The organism is Pseudomonas sp. S1(2024), from assembly GCF_046557535.1.
On sequence record NZ_JBKGFP010000044.1, the window covers coordinates 42,565 to 62,703 of the forward strand.

A 20,139-nucleotide genomic window follows, 5' to 3' on the forward strand; every position below is an offset into this window, starting at 1 on the left:
GCTACCGGAGGGACCATGAGCTACGTTATAGATCGACGCCTGAACGGCAAGAACAAGAGCACGGTGAACCGCCAGCGCTTCCTGCGGCGGTACCGCGAACACATCAAGAAAGCCGTCGAAGAGGCGGTGAGCCGCCGTTCCATCATGGACATGGAACATGGCGAGCAGATCAGCATTCCGGGGCGCGACATCGACGAACCGGTGCTGCACCATGGTCGCGGGGGCAAGCAGACCATCGTGCATCCAGGCAACAAGGAATTCACTGCCGGTGAACACATCCCAAGGCCACAAGGCGGCGGCGGTGGCAGCGGCCGCGGCAAGGCCGGCAACTCCGGCGAAGGCATGGACGACTTCGTATTCCAGATCACCCAGGAAGAATTCCTCGAGTTCATGTTCGAGGACCTCGAGCTACCCAACCTGGTCAAACGTCACCTGACCGGGGCCGACACTTTCAAGACCGTGCGCGCCGGTATCGCCAACGAAGGCAACCCGTCACGCATCAACATCGTGCGCACCCTGCGTTCGGCCCATGCCCGGCGCATCGCCCTGACCGGCAGCAGCCGCGCACTGCTGCGCGAAGCACAGAAGGAACTCGCCCGCCTGAAGGTCGAGGAGCCAGACAACTTCACCGATATCCAGGAAGTCGAACACGAGATCGAACGCCTGAAGGCACGCATCAACCGCCTGCCCTTCCTCGACACCTTCGACCTCAAGTACAACCTGCTGGTCAAGCAGCCCAACCCCAGCTCCAAGGCTGTGATGTTCTGCCTGATGGACGTGTCCGGCTCGATGACCCAGGCCACCAAGGACATCGCCAAGCGCTTCTTCATCCTGCTGTACCTGTTCCTCAAGCGTAACTACGACCGCATCGAAGTGGTGTTCATCCGCCACCACACCAGCGCACGTGAAGTCGACGAGGAAGAATTCTTCTATTCGCGGGAAACCGGCGGCACCATCGTTTCCAGCGCGCTGAAGCTGATGCAGGAGGTCATGGCCGAACGCTACCCGGCCAGCGACTGGAACATCTACGCCGCCCAGGCCTCCGACGGCGACAACTGGAACGACGACTCGCCGATCTGCCGTGACATCCTGGCCAAGCAGATCATGCCGCATGTGCAGTACTACACTTACGTTGAAATCACCCCGCGTGAACACCAGGCGCTGTGGTACGAATACGAGCGCATCGGCGAAGCCTTCCCCGACACGTTCGCCCAGCAGCAGTTGGTATCGGCCGGCGATATCTACCCGGTCTTCCGTGAACTCTTCCAGCGCAGGTTAGCCACATGACCGCCAGAGCACAGAGACGCCAACCTATTTCCACCGGGTCCGAGTGGACGTTCGAACTGATCCAGACCTACGACCGGGAAATCAGCCGCCTGGCCGAGCGTTACGCCCTGGACACCTACCCCAACCAGATCGAGGTCATTACCGCCGAACAGATGATGGACGCCTACGCCTCGGTCGGCATGCCGCTGGGTTATCACCACTGGTCCTACGGCAAACAGTTCCTCAGCACGGAGAAGTCCTACAGCCGTGGCCAGATGGGCCTGGCCTACGAGATCGTGATCAACTCCGACCCGTGCATCGCCTACCTGATGGAAGAAAACACCATGTGCATGCAGGCACTGGTGATTGCCCATGCCTGCTACGGCCATAACAGTTTCTTCAAGGGCAACTACCTGTTCCGCACCTGGACCGACGCCAGCTCGATCATCGACTACCTGGTGTTCGCCAAGCAGTACATCGCCCAGTGTGAAGAGCGCCATGGCATCGATGCCGTGGAAGACCTGATCGACTCCTGCCACGCCCTGATGAACTACGGCGTCGACCGTTACAAGCGGCCTTATCCGATTTCCGCCGAAGAGGAGCGGCGGCGGCAGAAGGAACGCGAGGAGCACCTGCAGCGGCAGATCAATGACCTTTGGCGGACCATTCCGAAGAGCGCCGACAAGGGTAACGAGCGAGATGATGCGCGCTTCCCCGCCGAACCGCAGGAAAACATCCTGTATTTCATCGAGAAGAACGCCCCGCTGCTGGAGCCCTGGCAACGTGAAGTGGTGCGCATCGTGCGCAAGATCGCCCAGTATTTCTACCCGCAGCGCCAGACCCAGGTGATGAACGAAGGCTGGGCGACATTCTGGCACTACACGCTGATGAACGACCTGTACGACGAGGGGCTGATCACCGAAGGCTTCATGATGGAGTTCCTGCAGTCGCACACCAGCGTGGTATTCCAGCCCGGCTTCGACAGCCCCTACTACAACGGCATCAACCCCTACGCACTGGGCTTTGCGATGTATACCGACATCCGCCGCATGTGCGAAAACCCGACCGAAGAAGATCGGCGCTGGTTCCCCGACATTGCCGGCAGCGACTGGCTTTCTACCATCAAGTTCGCCATGAGCAGCTTCAAGGACGAGAGCTTCATCCTGCAGTACCTGTCGCCGAAGGTCATTCGCGATCTGAAGCTGTTCAGCATCCTCGATGACGACCAGCGCGACGACCTGTATGTACCTGCCATCCACGACGAGGCCGGCTACCGGACCATTCGCGAACTATTGGCGGCGCAGTACAACCTGGGCAACCGCGAACCGAACGTGCAGATCTGGAGCGTTGACCGCCGCGGCGACCGCTCGCTGACCTTGCGTCACCAGCAACACAACCGCAAACCGCTGGGCGATTCTACCGATGAAGTGCTCAAGCACCTGCACCGCCTGTGGGGCTTCGACATCCACCTGGAGACCGTCCAGGGCGAGCAGGTGATGAAAACCCACCACATGCCACCACGCGGCGAGCACGGCGAAAGCGCCGACTATGGCCGCATGGATCTGGCTGTCATTCACCACCTCTAGTGCAACTTCAAGGCTGCCGACGGGTTATCCTGTCGGCAGTTATGGAGAGCTGCACATGCACATCTACAAAGTCGGCGGCGCCGTGCGCGACCGCCTGCTCGGCCGCCCTGTCAGCGATATCGACTGGCTGGTGGTCGGCGCCACGGTCGAGGAAATGCACGCCAAGGGCTTTCGACCGGTCGGCGCTGATTTCCCGGTGTTCCTGCACCCGAAAACCGGCGAGGAATACGCCCTGGCGCGCACCGAGCGCAAGAGCGGGCGTGGCTACGGCGGCTTCACTTTCCACGCCAGCCCCGATGTGACCCTGGAAGAAGACCTGATCCGTCGTGACCTGACCATCAATGCAATGGCCGAGGACGAGACGGGTACGGTATACGATCCCTATCATGGCCAGGACGATATCGATCAACGCATTTTACGCCATGTTTCCCCGGCATTCGCCGAAGATCCGTTGCGCGTACTGCGTGTCGCGCGCTTTGCTGCCCGTTATGCACCGCTGGGATTCCGGGTTGCCGATGAGACGCTTGAGCTGATGCGTCAGATCAGTGCCTCTGGCGAATTGCAGGCGCTGACCGCCGAGCGCAGCTGGAAGGAAATCGAGCGGGCGCTGATGGAGGCGCAGCCGCAGGTGTTCTTCCAGGTGCTGCATGCTTGTGGGGCCCTGCAGGAGCTGCTGCCAGAGCTTGGTGACGCCCCCCAGGCCCTGGCGGCGCTGGAACAGGCGGCAATGCATGAAAAGCCCCTGCATGTACGCTGGGCCTGCCTGCTGCAGTCGCTGGCATCAGCCGCGATCAAAGCCATCAACCAGCGCCTGAAGGCGCCGCGGGAGTGCCAGGAGCTGGCGCTGCTGACGGGTGAGTGCCTGAAGCTGGGCAACCAGGCGCAGGAGCTGCCTGCCACGACACTGCTGGAGCTGTTGCAGAAGTTCGATGTGTACCGGCGGCCACAGCGGTTCGAAGACTTCCTGATCGCTTGCGAGATGACAGCGCTGGGCGAGGGCAAAGCGGGTTATCCACAGGCCGACTACCTGCGAGGGGCAGCGGCGGCGGCGCGGGCAGTGGATGTCAAGCCGTTGGTGCAGGCAGGGCTGACTGGCCAGGCCTTGGGTGAAGCGCTCAAAGGTGAGCGGCTGAAAGTCCTCGAGGCTTACAAGCTCGGTTGAACATACCGGCCCTTTCGCGGGCTCGCCCGCTCCCACAGGAACTGCACATTTTCCGAGCCTCGCACCTAACCTGTGGGAGCGGGCAAGCCCGCGAAGGGCCGCAAAGCGGCCCCAATTTGCTTAACTGACCGGCATTAAGGCTCGCCCGCTCCCACAGGGATCGCATGATGCCAAGTGTGCGATCCCCGTGGGAGCGGCTTTAGCCGCGAAAGGGCCGGAACAGGCTTACGCGGGAGTCAGCTGCAACCCACGCCACTCAAAGGCAACCGGCGCCAGCACCTGATCAATCCGCGCCTCCTGCCACAACTGCGCCATTGTCTTGCCTACCCCCGGATGCACAAGCTCCGGCGCCAGCAGCGACAGTGGCCACAGCACAAAGGCGTTCTTCAGGATCTCGGCCCGAGGCAACACCAGCCCATCGAACGTGCCGTGCAAGTCGTCATACATCAGCACGTCGATATCCAGCGGCAGCCCCTTGCGGTCCGGGGCATAGCGGCCATTGTCGGCCTCGATGAACTTCAACCGGCGGTCCAGTTCGATCAACGGCAACGCAGTCTGCCCAGTCACCACGAAGTTGATGAACGGACCGCTCTTGATCCCCACCGCCTGGCTTTCGAACGCCGGCGAGCAGCGCATGTCGGTCAGGATGCCTGCCAACGCATCGAGCCCGGCGCACAAATGCACCTCGCGATCAATGTTGCTGCCAAGGCCCAGGTAAACCGTGCTCAGAGACATCCGCGCTCGATCTCCACGCCAACACCGCCACGGGCCGCCGGTACCGCACCCGGCTTGGTCAGCTTCAACCGCACCCACGGGATGTGGAACTCCTCCATCAACGTCGCCACCAGGCGCTCGGCGAAAGTTTCAACCAACTCGAAACGCGCCTGTTCGGCAAACGCCTGGATACGGGCCGACACACTGGCATAATCCAGCGCCAGGTTCAGGTCGTCACCCGCCGCAGCCGGGCGGTTATCCCAGGCAAAGCTCAGGTCCAGGCGCAAGCACTGGCGAATATCCCGCTCCCAGTCATAGGCACCGATGACGGTATCGACTTCCAGGCCTTCGATGAACACTCTGTCCAAGCACTTCTCTCCACAGCACGACAAGGGCGACTGGCGCCGTTAGAATCAGGGCGTCCTCGCCCGGAATAGTTAGCATGTTTTGGTTACTGGCGTTGCTCGCCTACCTGCTTGGCTCGCTGTCCTTCGCCATCGTCCTCAGCCGCCTTACGGGCAGCCCGGACCCGCGTTCCAGCGGTTCAGGCAATGCCGGCGCTACCAACATGCTACGCCTGGCAGGCCGCAAACTGGCGATCCTGACCCTGCTTGGCGACCTGTGCAAGGGCCTGTTGCCGGTATTGCTTGCCCGCGGCGCCGGCCTGGACCTGCAAGCGCAGGCCTGGATTGGCGTTTGCGCAGTGCTGGGCCACCTGTTCCCGCTGTACTTCCGCTTCCAGGGCGGCAAGGGCGTGGCAACCGCCGCCGGCATGCTCATGGCCCTGTATTTCCCAGCCGCGCTGCTGGCCATCGGCGCATGGCTGCTGACTTTCTACCTCACCCGCACCAGTTCGCTGGCGGCACTGATCGCCACACCACTGACCTTGCCGTTGCTGGCCTGGCGCGAGCCAGAGGCCCTGCTGCCGATCACTGTGTTGACGGCAATGATCGTATGGCGCCATCGCAGCAACCTGCGCGACCTGTTCGCAGGCCGCGAACGGCACTTCTGAAGCTTAAAGCGGCGGCAACTGCTCCATCGGCCAGCGTGCCTGCACACTGATTGCCAGGTCTTGCTGTTGCCCGGCCAACAACCGCTGGCAGCCGGCATAGGCGATCATCGCACCGTTGTCGGTACAGAACTGCGGGCGCGCGTAGTACACGTTGCCCTTGATGCTGCCGAGCATGCCCTCGAGGGACGCACGCAGTGCCTTGTTGGCGCTGACGCCACCGGCAATGACCAGGCGCTTGAGGCCAGTCTGTTTCAACGCCCGCTTGCACTTGATGGTCAAAGTCTCCACCACCGCCTGCTGGAATGCCAGGGACAGGTCGCAACGGGTTTGCTCACTGTCGTCGCCGGCATCGCGGCACTGCTGCCAGGTGTTCAGGGCAAAGGTTTTCAGGCCGCTGAAGCTGAACTCCAGGCCCGGGCGGTCGGTCATCGGCCGCGGGAACACGAAGCGGCCAGGCACGCCGCGCTCGGCCAGGCGGGCGATTTCCGGGCCACCGGGGTAGTTCAGGCCGATCAGCTTGGCGGTCTTGTCGAACGCTTCGCCGGCGGCGTCGTCCAGGCTCTCGCCTAGCAGCTCGTACTGGCCGATGCCATCGACCCGCACCAACTGCGTGTGGCCACCAGAAACCAACAAAGCGACGAACGGAAACTCCGGCGGGTTTTCTTCCAGCATGGGTGCCAGCAGGTGGCCTTCCATGTGGTGTACGCCAATCGCCGGGATGTCCCAGGCAAAGGCCAGCGCCTGGGCACAGGAGGCCCCCACCAGCAGGGCACCGACCAGGCCAGGGCCCGCGGTGTAGGCGATGGCGTCGATTTCGGTGGCGACGCAGCCGGCCTCATCCAGCACCTGGCGGATGAGTGGCAGCATGCGCTTGACGTGGTCGCGCGAGGCAAGCTCAGGCACCACACCGCCGAACACGCGGTGTAGGTCGATCTGGCTGAACAGCGCGTCGGCCAACAAACCGCGTTCGCTGTCGTATAATGCGACGCCAGTTTCGTCGCAGGATGTTTCCAATCCCAGTACTAGCATGGGTTCGTCCCTTGTGGGGGCTGAATTCGAAGCCGCGCATGATAGTCCCCGTGTCGGATGCCGACCAGCGGTTTTCGATCAGAGGCTTTGCATTCCGGCTTGCTAAGGGTTAACATCCGCAACCCTTGAAAACCGACGTTCTCCAGCACACCTTTGTTTTGCCAGGAGCACGTCTACCCCGGTAATGAATTAAGGTAGCCCTGGATGCCAGCCGTCAAAGTTAAAGAGAACGAACCCTTCGACGTAGCTCTGCGTCGTTTCAAGCGCTCCTGCGAAAAAGCCGGTGTACTGGCTGAAGTTCGTAGCCGCGAGTTTTACGAGAAGCCGACCGCCGAGCGTAAGCGCAAAGCAGCTGCTGCTGTTAAGCGTCACGCCAAGAAAGTTCAGCGCGAACAGCGCCGCGCCGTTCGTCTGTACTAATACAGACGTTCTACGCAAAGCTTCTGCCCTGCCCGGCTAACCGCCGGGCGATGGCAGTGGTCGCTTCAAACTTGAGCAGCTAGCTCAAGGCCCTGCACAAGCTTCATGCGAACTGCACATGGGCAACCTGCCTGAAACGTCAGAGCTGGTCCTCCTTGTTGTATGACCAGACGTGCACGTCCGACTGACGAGCCCTCAGGGGCTGGCGACGAGCACACATTCCCTCGCACTTTCCCAAGCGGCACTCGCCCCATTCGGCGCGTGAGCGATTAGACTTGCCAGCTGCCAGATGACGAGACTGCCATGGCCGGGCTGATTCCCCAGAGTTTCATTGACGACCTTATCAACCGCCTCGACATCGTCGACGTGGTGAGTTCGCGCGTCCAGCTGAAAAAAACCGGCAAGAACTATTCCGCCTGCTGCCCGTTCCACAAGGAAAAAACCCCTTCCTTCACGGTCAGCCCCGACAAGCAGTTCTACTACTGCTTCGGCTGCGGCGCCGGCGGCAACGCCCTGGGCTTCGTAATGGACCACGACAACCTGGACTTCCCCCAGGCGGTCGAGGAGCTGGCCCGCGCCGCCGGCATGGAAGTACCCCGCGAGCAAGGTCGCCGCGACCACAAGCCGCGCCAGCCAACCGATTCGCCGCTGTACCCGCTGCTGGACGCCGCCTCGGAGTTCTACCGCCAGGCCCTGCGCAGCCACCCGACCCGCAAGGCAGCGGTGGATTACCTCAAGGGCCGCGGCCTGTCCGGGGAAATCGCCCGTGACTTCGGCCTGGGCTTCGCCCCGCCAGGCTGGGATAACCTGCTCAAGCACCTGGGTGCCGACACCTTGCAGCAGAAGGTGATGATCGATGCCGGCCTGTTGATCGAAAACGCCGAAAGCGGCAAGCGCTACGACCGTTTCCGCGATCGGGTGATGTTCCCGATCCGCGACAGCCGCGGACGCATCATCGCCTTTGGTGGCCGAGTGCTCGGCGACGACAAGCCCAAGTATCTGAACTCCCCGGAAACCCCGGTGTTCCACAAGGGCCAGGAACTCTACGGCCTGTACGAGGCACGCAAGCACAACCGCAACCTCGACGAAATCATCGTCGTCGAGGGCTACATGGACGTCATTGCCCTGGCCCAGCAGGGCCTGCGCAACGCCGTGGCCACCCTCGGCACCGCCACCAGCGAAGAGCACCTCAAGCGCCTGTTCCGCGTGGTACCCAGCGTGCTGTTCTGCTTCGACGGTGACCAGGCCGGGCGCAAGGCCGCCTGGCGCGCCCTGGAGTCGACCCTGTCGAACCTGCAGGACGGCCGCCGCGCGCGCTTCCTGTTCCTGCCCGAAGGCGAAGACCCGGACAGCCTGGTGCGCGCCGAAGGCACCGACGCCTTCATGGCCCGCATCAACCAGCACGCCCAGCCGCTGGCCGATTACTTCTTCGAGCAGCTAAGCGTTGAAGCCGACCCGCGCTCGCTGGAAGGCAAGGCGCACATGGCGACCCTTGCCGCACCGCTGATCGAAAAGATCCCCGGCGCCAACCTGCGCCAGCTGATGCGCAACCGGCTTAAGGAAATCACCGGCCTCGACCCGCAGCAGGTCGAGCAACTGGCGCAACACGCCCCGGCCACCAGCAGCGTGCCGGACTACGACCCTGGCTACGACTATGACGCCATGGCCAGCTATACCCCCGATTACGGCGACATGCCGCAGCACGACTTCGCCCCCGTTCATCAGGAACAGGAGTGGAAGCCGAACAAGGGCGCTGGCAAGAAGCAATGGGGCGACAAACCCTGGGACAAGAACCGCAAGGGTGGCAAGCCATGGCAGCAGCGTGACGAAGCACCACCACGCGTACCGGCCCCGGTCGAGCCACCCACCCTGGCCGCCCTGCGCACCTTGCTGCACCACCCTCTGCTGGCCGGCAAGGTGGAAGATGCCAGCCACTTCGCCGATGAAGAACACTTGTACAGCCAGCTGCTGGTGGCACTGATCGAAGCCGCGCAGAAAAATCCTGGGCTAAGCTCAATGCAGTTGATCGCACGTTGGCACGGCACCGAACAGGGGCGCCTGCTGCGGGCCCTGGCGGAAAAGGAATGGCTGATCGTGGCCGACAACCTTGAACAACAGTTTTTCGACACTATAACTAGCTTGTCCGCCCGCCAACGCGAGCGCAGCCTGGAACAACTGCTCAGGAAATCACGTCAAAGCGAATTGACCAGCGAGGAAAAAAACCAGCTCCTCGCCCTGCTGAGCCGGAATGTTCCCGCACAAACGCCGACCTCATCTGGCGCGTGAGGCCCATGCTCGGGTATAATCCTCGGCTTGTTTTTTGCCCGCCAAGACCTTCAGTGGATAGGGTGTTATGTCCGGAAAAGCGCAACAGCAGTCTCGTATCAAAGAGTTGATCACCCGCGGTCGTGAGCAGGGCTACCTGACTTACGCGGAGGTCAACGACCACCTGCCTGAGGATATTTCAGATCCGGAACAGGTGGAAGACATCATCCGCATGATCAACGACATGGGGATCAACGTATTCGAGAGTGCTCCGGATGCGGATGCCCTTCTGTTGGCGGAAGCCGACACCGACGAAGCCGCGGCCGAAGAAGCCGCTGCTGCGTTGGCGGCAGTTGAAACCGATATCGGCCGCACGACCGACCCGGTGCGCATGTACATGCGCGAAATGGGCACCGTCGAGCTGCTGACCCGCGAAGGCGAGATCGAAATCGCCAAGCGTATCGAGGAAGGCATCCGTGAAGTCATGGGCGCCATCGCTCACTTCCCGGGCACTGTCGACTACATTCTCAGCGAATATGACCGTGTCACCAGCGAAGGCGGCCGTCTGTCGGACGTTCTCAGCGGTTACATCGATCCTGACGACAATATCGCCGCGCCGACCGAAGAAGTGCCGATCCCGGGCACCAAGGCCGCCGCTGCGAAGGAAGAGTCCGACGACGACGAGGACGAATCCGAAAGCGGTGACGACGAGGAAGAGGCCGAGAGCGGCCCGGACCCGGAAGTCGCCCGTCAGCGTTTCGGCGCGGTCAACGACCAGCTTCAGGCCACCAACAAGGTTCTGAAGAAGAATGGTCGCACCCACCAGGAAAGCATCGACGCCCTGCAGGCCCTGGCGGATTTGTTCATGCCGATCAAGCTGGTACCGAAGCAGTTCGAGGTACTGGTAGAGCGTGTTCGTGACGCCCTGAACCGCCTGCGCCAGCAGGAACGCGCCATCATGCAGCTGTGCGTGCGTGACGCCCGCATGCCGCGTGCCGACTTCCTGCGCATGTTCCCGAGCAACGAAACCGACCAGACCTGGAGCGGTGACCTGGCCAAGCGCAACACCAAATGGGCTGCCGCCCTGGGTGAAAAGGACGCTGCCATCGTCGCTTGCCAGCAGAAGCTGATCGACCTTGAGACCGAAACCGGCCTGACCGTTGCCGAGATCAAGGAAATCAACCGTCGCATGTCGATCGGTGAAGCCAAGGCCCGCCGCGCCAAGAAAGAAATGGTCGAGGCGAACCTGCGTCTGGTGATCTCCATCGCCAAGAAGTACACCAACCGTGGCTTGCAATTCCTCGACCTGATCCAGGAAGGCAACATCGGCTTGATGAAAGCGGTGGACAAGTTCGAATACCGTCGCGGCTACAAGTTCTCGACCTATGCCACCTGGTGGATCCGCCAGGCGATCACCCGTTCGATCGCCGACCAGGCGCGCACCATCCGTATTCCGGTGCACATGATCGAGACGATCAACAAGCTCAACCGTATTTCCCGCCAGATGCTGCAGGAAATGGGTCGCGAACCGACCCCGGAAGAGCTGGGCGAGCGCATGGAAATGCCTGAGGACAAGATCCGCAAGGTACTGAAGATCGCCAAAGAGCCGATCTCCATGGAAACCCCGATCGGTGACGACGAAGATTCGCACCTGGGCGACTTCATCGAGGACTCGACCATGCAGTCCCCGATTGACGTGGCCACGGTCGAAAGCCTCAAGGAAGCCACTCGTGACGTGCTCTCGGGCCTGACCGCCCGCGAAGCCAAGGTGCTGCGTATGCGCTTCGGGATCGACATGAACACCGACCACACCCTCGAAGAGGTGGGCAAGCAGTTCGACGTGACCCGCGAGCGGATCCGTCAGATCGAAGCGAAGGCGTTGCGCAAACTGCGCCACCCGACTCGCAGCGAGCATCTGCGCTCCTTCCTCGACGAGTGAAGACAAAACCCCGGCCCAGGCCGGGGTTTTTCTTTTCCGGCCCTTCCACTGCCTGTTCTGGCCTCATCGCCGGCAAGCCGGCTCCCACAGGTACTGCGCCACCTTTCAGCCTTGCGCGATCCCTGTGGGAGCTGGCTTGCCGGCGATGGGCTGCGCAGCAGCCCCATTTCCTCATTACCTTCCCCTTCCGACAGCCAGAACACAAAGCCCGTCCTTCCACCGCACACCTACAGCAATGCCCGTCTACACTCGACTTCATACCACTTGAATGTGAGGCCGCTATGCCGCTGATGCCGGCCATCCTGTTGCTGCTCCTGATTTTGTGGAACACAGCGGCCGGCGCCCTGACCCTGACAGACGAGGAGAAAGCCTGGTTGGCTGCCCACCCGCAGCTAAGCCTGGGTGTAGACGCCTCTTGGCCACCGTTCGAGTTTCGCGACCAGGAGGGCCGGTACCAGGGATTGGCCGCCGATTACATCGCCACGATCCAGCAACGCCTGGGCGTGACGCTCAAACCGGTCGAACCCAGCAGCTGGACCGAGGTACTGGCGCAGGCACGCGAAAGCCGCATCGACCTGCTGCCCGGCATCATGTCCACCCCCGAGCGCCAAGGCTACCTGGCCTTCACCCGGCCGTACCTCGACTTTCCCATCGTTATCCTCGCCCACAAAGGCGGTGCACAGCCGCGCAACCTGGACGACCTTTACGGCCTGAAGATTGCCGTGGTCGAAAACTACGCCCCGCACGAACTGCTGCGCACCCAACACCCAGACCTCAACCTGGTGGCCCTGCCTAACGTCAGCTCTACCCTGCAGGCCCTGGCCACCGACGAAGTGGACGCCGTGGTCGGTGACCTCGCTTCAAGCATCTGGAGCCTGCGCCAGCTCAAGCTCGACGGCCTCTACGTCAGCGGCGAAACGCCCTACCGCTACCAATTGGCCATGGCCGCCCCGCGCGACAAGAAAGTACTGGTCGGCATTCTCGACAAAGTGATAGCCGACATGAGCAGCAGCGAAGTCAGCCAGATCCAGCAACGCTGGGTGGGCAATGTGGTCGACCAACGGATGTTCTGGTCGGACCTGCTGGTGTATGGCCTGCCCACGGTGCTGGTATTGATGGCCGTGCTGGCAGCGGTCATCCGCATCAACCGCCGGCTCAGTTCGGAAATTTCACGGCGCATCGCCCTGGAGCAGGAACTGCGCAGCAGCGAGTACCACTATCGCAGCCTGGTCGAGAGCCTGTCCGCCATAGCCTGGGAGGCCGACGCCAACGACTTCACCTACAGCTACGTCTCGCCCCACGCAGAAGGCCTGCTCGGCTACCCATTGGCCGACTGGCTCAAACCTGGCTTCTGGCGCAGCATCCTGCACCCGGAGGATGCCGTTTGGGCCCAGGCCTACTGCGACAGCGAGACTGCCGCCGGCCGCGACCACAGCCTCGACTACCGGGTGATCAGGGCCGATGGCCAGCCACTGTGGGTACGCAACATCGTCAGCATGATCGAGCATGGCCACCAGCCGGTGATGCGTGGCCTGATGATCGACATCAGCGAGACCAAGCGCACCGAGGACGCCCTGCGCCTGTCCGAGCAGAAGTTCGCCTCGGTGTTCCAGCAGTGCCCCGACATCCTGCTGATCGCCCGCCACAGCGATGGCTGCCTGCTGGAGGTGAACGAGGCCTTCGAAGAGCAGATCGGCCTCACCCCGAGCCAGGTAATTGGCCGCACCGCCACCGAGCTCAACCTGTGGGGCGTCGAAGGCGACGGCCCGCGGCTGCTCGAACGCCTGCACCAAGGCGGTATCCGCAACCTGGAAATGAGCTTCCGCCGCAGCAACGGCCAACTCTTCACCGGCCTGACCTCGGCCGAAACCTTTGAACTCGACGGCAACCTCGCGCTGGTGGTGGCGGTACGCGATATCAGCCAGCTCAAGGAAACCCAGGAGCAGCTACAAACCTCGGAAGAGAAATTCGCCAAGGCCTTCCATGCCTCGCCCGATGGCCTGCTGCTGTCGCGCCAGAGCGACGGTTTGCTGCTCGAAGTGAACGAAGGCTTCTGCCGCCTGACCGGCTATGACCTCAGCCCGACCATCGACCAGACCTCGCTGGACCTGGGCATCTGGGTCGACCTCAACGAGCGCAAGCGTCTGGTCCAACAGCTAAAACGCGACGGCTTCGTACGCGACTTCACGTGCCACCTGCGCCGCAGCGACGGGCAGATTCGCCTCTGCGAACTCTCTGCACGGCCGCTGCCGATTGCTGGCGACGACTGCATACTGACCATCGCCCGCGACATCACTGAGCGCCATCTGATGCAGGAAAAGCTGCAGCTGGCCGCCACCGTGTTCGAGAACACCGCCGAAGGCGTGCTGATCACCGACATCGACCAGCACATTAGTGCCGTAAACCGCGCCTTCAGCGAAATCACCGGTTACAGTGAGATCGAAGCCCTCGGTCAGACCCCACGCCTGCTCGCCTCCGGCCAGCACGACAGTGCGTTCTATGCCGCCATGTGGCACCAGCTGACCGATGAAGGCCATTGGCAAGGCGAGATCTATAACAAGCGCAAGAACGGCGAACTGTACCCCGGCTGGCTGACCATCAGCGCCGTGCGCAACAGCGAGCGCGAGATTACCCACTTCGTCGCTGTGTTCGCCGACATCTCCAGCCTCAAGCACGCCCAGGCCAAGCTTGACTACCAGGCCCACCACGACCCACTGACCGGCCTGCCCAACCGTGCCCTGTTCGAGAACCGCCTGCAGGCCGCGCTCACCTGCGCGCAGGTCTCCAACCGCAAGGGCGCGGTGCTGTTCCTTGACCTCGACCGTTTCAAGCACATCAACGACAGCCTCGGCCACCCGGTCGGCGATCTGCTACTCAAGGGCATCGCCCAACGCCTGAAAGAGCAGGTGCGTGATGTCGACACCGTGGCCCGCCTGGGTGGCGATGAGTTCATCATCCTGCTGCCCGGCCTGCACAAACCCAGTGACGCCAGCGCCATCGCCAACAAGCTGCTGACCTGCTTCAACGCGCCATTCCAGGCTGGCGAGCATGAGTTCTTCACCAGCGCCAGCATCGGCATCAGCCTTTATCCACAGGACGGTACCGACGTTGCAACACTGATTCGCAACGCCGACGCCGCCATGTACCGCTCCAAGGCCAAGGGCCGTAACCGCGTCGAAGCCTACACCCTCGACCTCACCGCCCAGGCCAGCGAACGCATCGCCCTGGAGCACGAACTGCGCCGCGCCATCGAGCGCAACGAACTGAGCCTGTGCTTCCAGCCCAAGCTCAGCCTCAAGACACAGAGCCTGGTCGGTGCCGAAGCGCTGATACGCTGGAGCCACCCGACCTTTGGTGAAGTGCCGCCAGAGCACTTCATTCACCTGGCGGAAGAGAACGGCACCATCCTCCAGATCGGTGACTGGGTACTGGAGCAGGCCTGCCGGCAGATGCAGGCCTGGAAGATGCACTACGAACCCTTCGGCCCGCTGTCGATAAACCTCGCCGGCGCCCAGCTGCGCCATCCCCACCTTGCCAGGCGCATCGAACAGTTGCTGAAGCACTACCAGCTCACAGCCGGTGACCTGCAGCTGGAAATCACCGAAAACTTCATCATGAGCCAGGCAGAGGAAGCCTTGGCCGTGTTGTACCAGCTGAAGAAACTGGGCGTGCAGCTGGCCATCGACGATTTCGGCACCGGTTATTCATCGCTGAGCTACCTCAAGCGCCTGCCACTGGACATTCTCAAGATCGACAAGTCGTTCATCCGCGGGCTGCCCGACGACCCTCATGACGCCGCCATCGCCCGCGCCATCATCGCCCTGGGCCGCAGCATGCAGCTGACCATCATTGCCGAGGGCGTGGAAAACCAGGCCCAGCAACGGTTCCTGGCGGCAGAAGGCTGTGAGCAGATCCAGGGCTACATCGTCAGCCTGCCCCTGCCACCTGACGAATTCGCGGCGACGTTTCTTCGCATAGCACTATCGGATCTTTCAGATGGCACAGGTGCGAAACCCTCGTTATAATCCGGCCACTTACTGAGGGCCTATAGCTCAGTCGGTTAGAGCAGAGGACTCATAATCCTTTGGTCCACGGTTCGAGTCCGTGTGGGCCCACCAGATAATCAAAGGCCTACGTTGCAGAACGTAGGCCTTTGTCTTTTCGGGGACTGCAGTCGCCATGTTCTCCTGACTAGGGCAACTCATCTTGCTGGGCTATCCAGCTTTGTATGTACTGAAGAACCCGTGTCGCACCTTCGGCAGTTTCCACCAGCTCTATCGGCCGCTCACCACTGAGGAACTGATTGGGCTGCTCCATCCACTTGAACGCTGCCGCCCTGCTTCCGCGTACAGGAATGGCCAAATCCAGAATTTCCTGCAGCAGTTCAGGTTGCCCATACCAGGACTCCGGCTTGATGGTTGGTTTCCTCCCTGGAATCACTCTCGGTAGCTGACAGGCCGCAAGCTCGCCTGAATTGATGTGCTCTCGCTTCCAGTGCGCAAACTTGATCAGGTCGGTATTCGCCGAGCGGTTTTGCCCCGACGTCGGCACAACCACGCCAATCCGCACATCTGTGTGAGCACGAATCATCTGAAGTGCAGGAGCGATGTCAGTATCGTTGGTAACGATGACGGCATGGTCAACCTGCCCCGTGATCGAATCATGGTAAGCCTGGAGGGCCAGATTCACGTCGCTCTGTTTCTCCTCCACCTTCCAGGCCTGGATTTCCTGGCACTCACGCGGAGCCTTGTCCGGATTTTCAGGGTCGACGATCTTCACCTTCATTTTATTGACGGCGTAATAACCTTCGATGAGCTCTATTCGACCGTCATGCAGCTTGCGCAAAGCGGTGTGGTAGCGAGCTTGTGACGACACCGAATCGCCAGCACGGGCGACCGACTCGATGATCTTTGCCGTGAAATATTTGATCGAGGGGGATTCCAGGAGCCGCCATGCCCTGATCTGGCCATGGCTGTCCGTGACCAGTATGGAAGGCAAGATGTGCTTTTCAAAGAGAGGTAGCAGGTCGAGCCACTTGTACGGTGTGCCGCGCAAGCAGCCGTAGTAGAAGTTGTAGCCGTCGATATAGATACGAGTGCGCAGAGGCTCAGAATCAAGCTTTCTCTGCATTTTTTGCACTCCAGAAACGAAAAAACCGGCTTAAGCCGGCTTTTTCCCCCTCCAACCAGATGGTCATGCCACGCCGGTCGTGAGGGTTAGTTGTTGTCGGCAGTATTGCGCAATGAGGGAGCTGATGCAAGGTGGTAGGCTGGCATCCTCGTCCTCCGAAACACAACGTTCGTGAGAGGGCCATTCTCTGCTCAGGCATGGCTATCTAGACAGCGATAAATCGTTAGATTTTGTGAGCCCTATCCCACCCTGGACCGCACCTCGACCTGCCGCACCAATCGAGCAGTTCTGCCATTGCGCCCGATGCTTACATGCCGGCGCGGCGGCTGTAGGAGCGGCCTTGTGTCGCGAAAGGGCCACAAAGCGGCCCCGGAATTTCGGCACTGAGCAAATATTGCTGGGGCTGCTGCGCAGCCCTTTCGCGACACAAGGCCGCTCCCACAAGGGACCGCGTCAGCGTGGCCAGCTGTGACTGCCCTTGCTCTGGCCAGCACTGGCTGGCTAGGCTAGCGGGCCAACCGTAGAGACTCGCCATGTCGGATTCCCGCTCCATCACGCTGGATGAAATCGATCGCCAGCTGATCGCCCTGCTGCAGATAAACGCCCGCGAAAGCGTCGCCACCCTCGCCCGCCAGTTGGGTATCGCCCGCACCACCGTCAACTCGCGCCTGGAGCGGTTGGAGAAGAACAAGGTCATCTCCGGCTATGGCGTGCGCCTGGGCCAGCGGGTGATGGGGGGTGGGCTGCAGGCGTATGTGGGGATCAAGGTGCAGCCGCGCTCGGGCAAGGAGGTGGTGCGGCGCCTGAGTGCCATGGGCCAGGTACAGCAGCTGTGCGCAGTGAGCGGCGAGTTCGACTATGTGGCCTGGCTGCGTACGGATTCGCCCGAGCAACTGGACCAGTTGCTCGACCAGATCGGCAGTGTCGACGGGGTGGAGAAGACCACCACGTCGATCATTCTCAGCAGCAAGGTGGACCGCGGGCAGCCGTTCTGAACCTGGCTGGCGGTCAGGCTTCCTGACCGTCGAGCAGGCCTTCCAGAATCGCCGAAAGGCTTTCGGCGGAATGCTGCATCGACCAGACAATGTCACGGCTGCGCTCGGGGGCGTGATGCTGGGCGTAGTCGGTGGCGATCTGATTGAGGCCACGGGCCAGCAGGCAGGCGTGGACCAAGGCGTCTGCGGCGTCGATGTCGGGGCGTATGGCGAATAATGGCGGATGGCTGGATTCGCAGTTGCAGAAGGTTTTTTCTGCGGTGGGTTTCAGTTTTTCGGGTTGGTCGGGTAAGCGTTTGGTCATGGTATAGCCTCCAAATCACAAGGGTGATCGGCGGCCAATCGCATCCTTCTCACGGGAATTGGGTGGCAGCCATGCACGAGGTGAGAACCGGCGAACTTGGAGGCGCGTACCCGGCCAGGCAAAGCCTGCCCGCGCACAGCTGCCATAGCAGTGCGCCTCCAGAATGGTCCGCGGGTTCTCACGCCCGATCGCCGAATTTCCGGCGACCCAGTGAAGTTAACGATGAAGCGATTCCCGCGATGCCAGACCGAGGCGATAGGGGGCGTAGGGTAATTCTTTATTTCCCGGTATGGGTGTAGGAACTATCTGATCACACCCTGGTAAGCCCGCCGCAGACCCTGTGGGAGCGGGCGTGCCCGCGAACACGGGCGCAGCCCGTGCCATACACCGCGGGGGCTTCTTCGCGGGCTCGCCCGCTCCCACAGGGGGCCGATGCTGTGCTTGAGATTGGTAGGTCTCCTGCTCGTCATAAAGCTATCTTGCTTATACATTTCGACGATACAAGCTACATTCAGACAACAATCTGCACCTTAATAACGAACACCCTACTCCCTAAAATGGCCCCCAGGCATCTCCTATACTCAGGCTCCGCCCGCTGCGCAGCCTCTCTGGCAAGGTCACTTCATGAACAAGAAAAACCGCCACCCCGCCGATGGTAAAAAACCCGTCACCATCTTCGGCCCGGATTTCCCCTTCGCCTTCGACGATTGGCTGGAACACCCCGCAGGCCTGGGCAGCATCCCGGCCGAGCGCCATGGTGAGGAAGTGGCAATCGTGGGCGCCGGTATCGCCGGCCTGGTGGCGGCCTACGAGCTGATGAAGCTGGGCCTCAAGCCGGTGGTGTACGAAGCATCCAAGCTGGGTGGCCGGCTGCGCTCGCAAACCTTCAACGGCACTGACGGGATCATCGCCGAACTGGGTGGCATGCGCTTCCCGGTGTCGTCCACTGCCTTCTACCACTACGTGGACAAGCTGGGCCTGGAGACCAAACCGTTCCCCAACCCGCTGACCCCGGCCTCGGGCAGCACTGTGATCGACCTGGAAGGCCAGACCTACTACGCCGAATCACCTACCGACCTGCCCAAGTTGTTCCACGAAGTGGCCGATGCCTGGGCCGACGCGCTGGAAAGCGGTGCCCAGTTCGCCGACATCCAGCAGGCCATCCGCGACCGTGACGTACCGCGCCTGAAAGAGCTTTGGAACAAGCTGGTACCGCTGTGGGACGACCGCACGTTCTACGACTTCGTCGCCACCTCGCGCTCGTTCGCCCAGCTGAGCTTCCAGCACCGCGAAGTGTTCGGCCAGGTCGGCTTCGGCACCGGCGGCTGGGACTCGGACTTCCCCAACTCGATGCTGGAAATCTTCCGCGTGGTGATGACCAACTGCGACGACCACCAGCACCTGGTAGTCGGCGGTGTGGAGCAGGTACCGCAAGGCATCTGGCGCCATGTACCGGAGCGCTGCGTGCATTGGCCGGAAGGCACCAGCCTGAGCGGGCTGCATGGCGGCGCACCGCGTACCGGAGTCAAGCGCATCGCCCGCGCCGCCGATGGCCGCCTGGCGGTCACCGATAACTGGGGCGACACCCGTCACTACAGTGCCGTGCTCGCCACCTGCCAGACCTGGCTGCTGACCACCCAGATCGACTGCGAGGAATCGCTGTTCTCGCAAAAGATGTGGATGGCCCTGGACCGCACCCGCTACATGCAGTCGTCGAAGACCTTCGTCATGGTCGACCGGCCGTTCTGGAAAGACAAAGACCCGGAAACCGGCCGCGACCTGATGAGCATGACCCTCACCGATCGCCTCACCCGCGGCACTTACCTGTTCGACAACGGTGACGACAAGCCGGGGGTGATCTGCCTGTCGTACTCGTGGATGAGCGATGCGCTGAAGATGCTGCCGCACCCGGTGGAAAAACGCGTGCAACTGGCCCTGGACGCACTGAAGAAGATCTACCCGAAGACCGACATCGCCGGGCACATCATCGGCGACCCGATTACCGTTTCCTGGGAGGCCGACCCGCACTTCCTCGGCGCCTTCAAGGGCGCGCTGCCTGGGCACTACCGCTACAACCAGCGCATGTACGCGCACTTCATGCAGCAGGACATGCCTGCCGAACAGCGCGGCATGTTCATCGCTGGTGACGACGTGTCGTGGACGCCGGCCTGGGTGGAAGGCGCGGTACAGACATCGCTGAATGCGGTGTGGGGTATCATGAACCACTTCGGTGGCCGCACCCACCCGGACAACCCCGGTCCAGGCGACGTGTTCGACGAAATCGGCCCGATCGCCCTGCCGGACTGAGACAAGGAGG

Annotated in this window: 15 protein-coding genes and 1 tRNA gene; 11 read left to right on the forward strand and 5 right to left on the reverse strand. The window is 61.8% G+C overall.

What is annotated here, in order from left to right; translation table 11 throughout:
• Positions 1-15: 15 nt before the first annotated feature.
• From ACLCGK_RS12380 to ACLCGK_RS12390, 3 genes are read left to right on the forward strand one after another with little or no spacing between them, the layout of a single operon-like run.
• On the forward strand, positions 16-1,287 hold the full coding sequence (locus ACLCGK_RS12380) for a YeaH/YhbH family protein (RefSeq protein WP_013970586.1): 1,272 nt from the start codon (positions 16-18) through the stop codon (positions 1,285-1,287).
• Positions 1,284-2,852: a SpoVR family protein gene (locus ACLCGK_RS12385; RefSeq protein WP_013970585.1), complete on the forward strand. Its 1,569-nt coding sequence runs from the start codon at positions 1,284-1,286 to the stop codon at positions 2,850-2,852. Before ACLCGK_RS12380 ends, ACLCGK_RS12385 begins: the two co-directional genes overlap by 4 nt.
• A gap of 55 nt (positions 2,853-2,907) precedes the next feature.
• Complete coding sequence (locus ACLCGK_RS12390; RefSeq protein WP_410952091.1) at positions 2,908-4,014, forward strand: multifunctional CCA addition/repair protein; 1,107 nt, start codon at positions 2,908-2,910, stop codon at positions 4,012-4,014.
• A 225-nt stretch (positions 4,015-4,239) separates the two neighbouring features.
• Here ACLCGK_RS12390 and folK read toward each other — a convergent pair whose 3' ends face one another.
• Positions 4,240-4,749, reverse strand: a complete 510-nt coding sequence (folK, locus tag ACLCGK_RS12395) for a 2-amino-4-hydroxy-6-hydroxymethyldihydropteridine diphosphokinase (protein ID WP_013970583.1) — start codon at positions 4,747-4,749, stop codon at positions 4,240-4,242.
• On the reverse strand, positions 4,740-5,096 hold the full coding sequence (gene folB, locus ACLCGK_RS12400; RefSeq protein WP_004375185.1) for a dihydroneopterin aldolase: 357 nt from the start codon (positions 5,094-5,096) through the stop codon (positions 4,740-4,742). The genes folK and folB overlap by 10 nt, the downstream gene beginning before the upstream one ends.
• Positions 5,097-5,170: 74 nt before the next feature.
• Here folB and plsY point away from each other — a divergent pair, with 74 nt between their 5' ends.
• Positions 5,171-5,740: a glycerol-3-phosphate 1-O-acyltransferase PlsY gene (gene plsY, locus ACLCGK_RS12405; RefSeq protein WP_004375186.1), complete on the forward strand. Its 570-nt coding sequence runs from the start codon at positions 5,171-5,173 to the stop codon at positions 5,738-5,740.
• Positions 5,741-5,743: 3 nt separating this feature from the next.
• Here the strand turns inward: plsY and tsaD are convergent, their stop codons facing one another.
• Positions 5,744-6,769: a tRNA (adenosine(37)-N6)-threonylcarbamoyltransferase complex transferase subunit TsaD gene (gene tsaD, locus ACLCGK_RS12410; RefSeq protein WP_410952092.1), complete on the reverse strand. Its 1,026-nt coding sequence runs from the start codon at positions 6,767-6,769 to the stop codon at positions 5,744-5,746.
• A gap of 204 nt (positions 6,770-6,973) precedes the next feature.
• On the opposite strand from tsaD, the gene rpsU reads away from it, so the two are divergent.
• From rpsU to ACLCGK_RS12435, 5 genes are all read left to right on the forward strand, one after another.
• Entirely contained in the window at positions 6,974-7,189 is a 216-nt protein-coding gene (rpsU, locus tag ACLCGK_RS12415) for a 30S ribosomal protein S21 (protein WP_003255575.1), read from the forward strand.
• Positions 7,190-7,492: 303 nt separating this feature from the next.
• Positions 7,493-9,475: a DNA primase gene (gene dnaG / locus ACLCGK_RS12420; RefSeq protein ID WP_410952093.1), complete on the forward strand. Its 1,983-nt coding sequence runs from the start codon at positions 7,493-7,495 to the stop codon at positions 9,473-9,475.
• Between the two features lie 67 nt (positions 9,476-9,542).
• Positions 9,543-11,393, forward strand: a complete 1,851-nt coding sequence (gene rpoD / locus ACLCGK_RS12425; protein ID WP_013970578.1) for an RNA polymerase sigma factor RpoD — start codon at positions 9,543-9,545, stop codon at positions 11,391-11,393.
• Positions 11,394-11,674: 281 nt separating this feature from the next.
• The gene (locus ACLCGK_RS12430) at positions 11,675-15,418 is read left to right on the forward strand and encodes an EAL domain-containing protein (protein ID WP_410952094.1); all 3,744 of its coding nucleotides are present in this window, start codon (positions 11,675-11,677) and stop codon (positions 15,416-15,418) included.
• Positions 15,419-15,434: 16 nt separating this feature from the next.
• Positions 15,435-15,511: transfer RNA gene (locus ACLCGK_RS12435), tRNA-Ile, on the forward strand.
• A gap of 73 nt (positions 15,512-15,584) precedes the next feature.
• Here the strand turns inward: ACLCGK_RS12435 and nicB are convergent.
• A complete protein-coding gene (gene nicB / locus ACLCGK_RS12440; protein WP_410952095.1) occupies positions 15,585-16,523 on the reverse strand; it encodes a 6-hydroxy-3-succinoylpyridine 3-monooxygenase in 939 nt (312 codons plus the stop codon).
• 533 nt (positions 16,524-17,056) lie between these two features.
• Here nicB and ACLCGK_RS12445 point away from each other — a divergent pair.
• Positions 17,057-17,518, forward strand: a complete 462-nt coding sequence (locus ACLCGK_RS12445; protein WP_013970574.1) for an Lrp/AsnC family transcriptional regulator — start codon at positions 17,057-17,059, stop codon at positions 17,516-17,518.
• Positions 17,519-17,531: 13 nt separating this feature from the next.
• On the opposite strand, the gene ACLCGK_RS12450 is transcribed toward ACLCGK_RS12445, so the two are convergent.
• Positions 17,532-17,822, reverse strand: coding sequence for a hypothetical protein (locus ACLCGK_RS12450; protein ID WP_238067182.1), 291 nt, complete (start codon positions 17,820-17,822; stop codon positions 17,532-17,534).
• A gap of 624 nt (positions 17,823-18,446) precedes the next feature.
• On the opposite strand from ACLCGK_RS12450, the gene ACLCGK_RS12455 reads away from it, so the two are divergent.
• Entirely contained in the window at positions 18,447-20,129 is a 1,683-nt protein-coding gene (locus ACLCGK_RS12455) for a flavin monoamine oxidase family protein (protein WP_410952096.1), read from the forward strand.
• Positions 20,130-20,139 lie beyond the last annotated feature (10 nt).

What these genes read in the sequence shown, in the direction of transcription:
- ACLCGK_RS12380 (WP_013970586.1), top strand. Translation starts at nt 16, where the DNA reads ATGAGCTACGTTATAGATCGACGCCTGAACGGCAAGAACAAGAGCACG.
- ACLCGK_RS12385 (WP_013970585.1), top strand. Translation starts at nt 1,284, where the DNA reads ATGACCGCCAGAGCACAGAGACGCCAACCTATTTCCACCGGGTCCGAG.
- ACLCGK_RS12390 (WP_410952091.1), top strand. Translation starts at nt 2,908, where the DNA reads ATGCACATCTACAAAGTCGGCGGCGCCGTGCGCGACCGCCTGCTCGGC.
- folK (WP_013970583.1), bottom strand. Translation starts at nt 4,749, where the DNA reads ATGTCTCTGAGCACGGTTTACCTGGGCCTTGGCAGCAACATTGATCGC.
- plsY (WP_004375186.1), top strand. Translation starts at nt 5,171, where the DNA reads ATGTTTTGGTTACTGGCGTTGCTCGCCTACCTGCTTGGCTCGCTGTCC.
- tsaD (WP_410952092.1), bottom strand. Translation starts at nt 6,769, where the DNA reads ATGCTAGTACTGGGATTGGAAACATCCTGCGACGAAACTGGCGTCGCA.
- rpsU (WP_003255575.1), top strand. Translation starts at nt 6,974, where the DNA reads ATGCCAGCCGTCAAAGTTAAAGAGAACGAACCCTTCGACGTAGCTCTG.
- dnaG (WP_410952093.1), top strand. Translation starts at nt 7,493, where the DNA reads ATGGCCGGGCTGATTCCCCAGAGTTTCATTGACGACCTTATCAACCGC.
- rpoD (WP_013970578.1), top strand. Translation starts at nt 9,543, where the DNA reads ATGTCCGGAAAAGCGCAACAGCAGTCTCGTATCAAAGAGTTGATCACC.
- ACLCGK_RS12430 (WP_410952094.1), top strand. Translation starts at nt 11,675, where the DNA reads ATGCCGCTGATGCCGGCCATCCTGTTGCTGCTCCTGATTTTGTGGAAC.
- nicB (WP_410952095.1), bottom strand. Translation starts at nt 16,523, where the DNA reads ATGCAGAGAAAGCTTGATTCTGAGCCTCTGCGCACTCGTATCTATATC.
- ACLCGK_RS12445 (WP_013970574.1), top strand. Translation starts at nt 17,057, where the DNA reads ATGTCGGATTCCCGCTCCATCACGCTGGATGAAATCGATCGCCAGCTG.
- ACLCGK_RS12450 (WP_238067182.1), bottom strand. Translation starts at nt 17,822, where the DNA reads ATGACCAAACGCTTACCCGACCAACCCGAAAAACTGAAACCCACCGCA.
- ACLCGK_RS12455 (WP_410952096.1), top strand. Translation starts at nt 18,447, where the DNA reads ATGAACAAGAAAAACCGCCACCCCGCCGATGGTAAAAAACCCGTCACC.